Here is a 2,617-nt window from a genome sequence, read left to right as displayed (position 1 = left end):
GCCCAGGCCGGCGGCCAGGCCGCCGGCGGCGCTGCGGGTCAGGAAGGCGCGCCGTCCGGGGCGCTGCGTAGTGGTCATGATGTATGTCCTTTGCGTTCGGATGAGAGCCCGCTCAGCCCTGGCTGAGCGTGGCGTAGGTGGCGCGGCCGATGGCCACCAGCGCGCCCTGGTCGTTGTAGAGGTCGACGTCGGCCACGCCCACGCTGCGGCCGTTGCGGCGCACCCGGGCCACGGCGGTCAGCGCGGTGTTCACGGCCGGACGCAGATAGTCGACGCGGAAGTTGATGGTCGGCAGGCCGCGGCCCAGCAGCATGCCCACGGCGAAATCGCCTACGGTGTCGATCACGGCGGCCAGCGGGCCGCCATGCCATTGGCCGCTGGCCGCGCCGCGCTGGAATTCCGGGCGCATGGGGGCCAGTACGGTCAGTTCGCCCTGGTCGTGGTCCACGTCGCGCACCGACAGGCCCAGCCAGGCGATGAACGGCGACTCGTCGAACTTCGCCTGGATGGCGGCGGCATCGAGGGTGGAGGCGGGCAGCGCAGCTTTCGGGTTCGCGCTCATGCCGACACCAGCACTTTGCCGACGATCTTGCGATCTTCCAGCGAGGCCAGCGCCTGGGCGCCTTGTTCCAGCGGCCACTTGCGGTCCACGTGGACCCGCAGCCGGCCGTCGCGCACCAGCCCCAGCAGCTCGTGCAGATCCTCGCGTTCCCAGCCGTTGGAGCCGCGGATCTGCAGCTCGAAGGTCCAGATGTAGCGCAGGTCTTCCTTGGGATCGAAGCCCGCGGTGGCGCCGCAGGTCAGCAGGCGGCCGCCCAGGCGCAGGCAGCGCAAGGACTTGACCCAGGTGTCGCCGCCGGTGAAGTTGACCACCACGTCCACGCCGCCGGGCTTGCCGGAGCGGCGGCGCGATGGTTTGCCGAAACGCTCCTGGACCGCTTTGAGGAAATCTTCCTCCGTGTACAGGATGACGTGGTCGGCGCCCAGGGCGCGCAGCGTCTCGGCCTTGTCGGGACTGCCGGCGCAGGCGATGACTTCGGCGCCGGCCAGCTTGGCCAGTTGCACGGCGCACACGCCCACGCCGCCGCTGGCGCCCAGGATCAGGACTTTTTCGCCGGGCTGGACCTGGCCGATGCGGTTCATCATGCGCAGGGCGGTGCCGTAGGCCACGGGCAGCGCCGCCGCCTGGTCGAAACTGACTTCGTCGGGCAGGCGCAGCAGCTGATGCGCCGGCACGCGGCACAGTTCGGCCAGGCCGCCGTGGATGGTCTCGCCCACCAGGCCGCCGTCGACCCGGTCTATCGGGTCGACCAGCACGCGGTCGCCCGCCTTCCAGTCGCGCACGTTGGCGCCGGTCTGCTCCACCACGCCGGCCACGTCCAGGCCGATGATGACGGGAAAGGGCAGCTTGATGCCGGGCATGCCGCGGCGGGTGAAGACGTCGTGGTAGTTCAGCGACGAGGCCTGGACGCGGATGACCACGTCATCGGGACCGGCGACGGGATCGGGGAATTCGGTTTCCAGGCGCAGCTTGTCGCTGCCGCCGTGTTCACGCAAAACAATGGCTTTCATGAGTGTCTTGAAAAAGGGATGAAGGGGGAAATCACCACGCGGCCAGGCCGGCGATGGCCTGGCGCGTGATCTGCAGGCCGTGGGCCACCACATTGCGGCGCCAGACGCTGGATACGGGAACGAAGGCATCGACCAGGTCGGCGCGCAATTGGGCATCGCGCGCGGCATCGGGCGCCGCAGGCGCCCTGAAGCGCAGCCATTGGTCCAGCCGCAAGGCGGCGCGCATCTGCAAGCCGCGCGTGCCGAACTCGACCACCGCGCCGGCCAGGGGCCGTTCGCCCAGGGCCTGTTGCACGCCGCGGAACACCAGGCCCTGGTAGTCGGGGCGGGCCAGGCCGTGCGGGCGCTGTCCCAGCACGCGGTCCGCGCCCCACCAGGCGGCGGCCTGCGCCTGTTCCGCGCTGCCGTCGGCGTTGAAGCACAGGAAGAAGGGTTCGCCGTATTCGCCGATGCCGGTGTGCCAGTCGATGAAGGCTACGCGCTCGCTTGCGGCCAGGTGCTCGTCGACGATGCGGCGCAGCGTGCGGTTGGACCATTCGGGACCGCTGCCGCCGTAGACCAGTCCGTCCGGATGCGTGTATTGGCCGCTGGCCGTCACGTTGAACAGCGCGTCTGCGCCATGTTCCAGGCGGAAGCGTTCCAACGCCTCGGCGCCGGCATCGAGCGAAGCCTCCGTCCAATGGCGCGGGATCAGGTGCGGATGTAGCGCGGCGTAGTGCGGATTGGCTGGCGCCGGCCCGGTGTGGTCGATGAAGTTGCGGTTCAGGTCGACGTTGTTCTCGGTCGTGCGGGTGTCGTGGGCGTAGCCGTAAGGATTCAAGGCGTGCACCAGCACCACGTTGACATCGTCCGGCAGCGGCAGGCCGCTGTCCGCTTGCAGCCAGGCCAGTTGCACCGCCGAGCCGGCAGCGCCTTCCAGGCCATGGGTGCCGCTGATGGCCAGATGGGTGCGGCGTGCGTCGGGACGTCCCAGCACCGCCACGTCTACCGTCAGCGGCCGGCCCTGCGGATCCTTGGCGGTGGGGTGCTCGTGGCGCGCCAGCGC

3 protein-coding genes are annotated in these 2,617 nt (G+C 70.0%); all 3 read right to left on the bottom strand.

The window, feature by feature from the left end; genetic code table 11:
• Positions 1-112: 112 nt before the first annotated feature.
• Positions 113-562, bottom strand: coding sequence for a PaaI family thioesterase (locus tag WBB14_RS11640; RefSeq protein WP_424239947.1), 450 nt, complete (start codon positions 560-562; stop codon positions 113-115).
• On the bottom strand, positions 559-1,572 hold the full coding sequence (locus tag WBB14_RS11635) for a quinone oxidoreductase family protein (protein WP_424239946.1): 1,014 nt from the start codon (positions 1,570-1,572) through the stop codon (positions 559-561). Before WBB14_RS11635 ends, WBB14_RS11640 begins: the two co-directional genes overlap by 4 nt.
• Positions 1,573-1,603: 31 nt before the next feature.
• A partial coding sequence (locus tag WBB14_RS11630; protein ID WP_424239945.1) for a DUF2817 domain-containing protein occupies positions 1,604-2,617 on the bottom strand: 1,014 nt, incomplete at its 5' end.

It is taken from the genome of Achromobacter sp., assembly GCF_049647645.1.
Taxonomy (GTDB): domain Bacteria; phylum Pseudomonadota; class Gammaproteobacteria; order Burkholderiales; family Burkholderiaceae_B; genus Achromobacter.
This window is presented reverse-complemented; position numbering and strand designations above follow the sequence as displayed.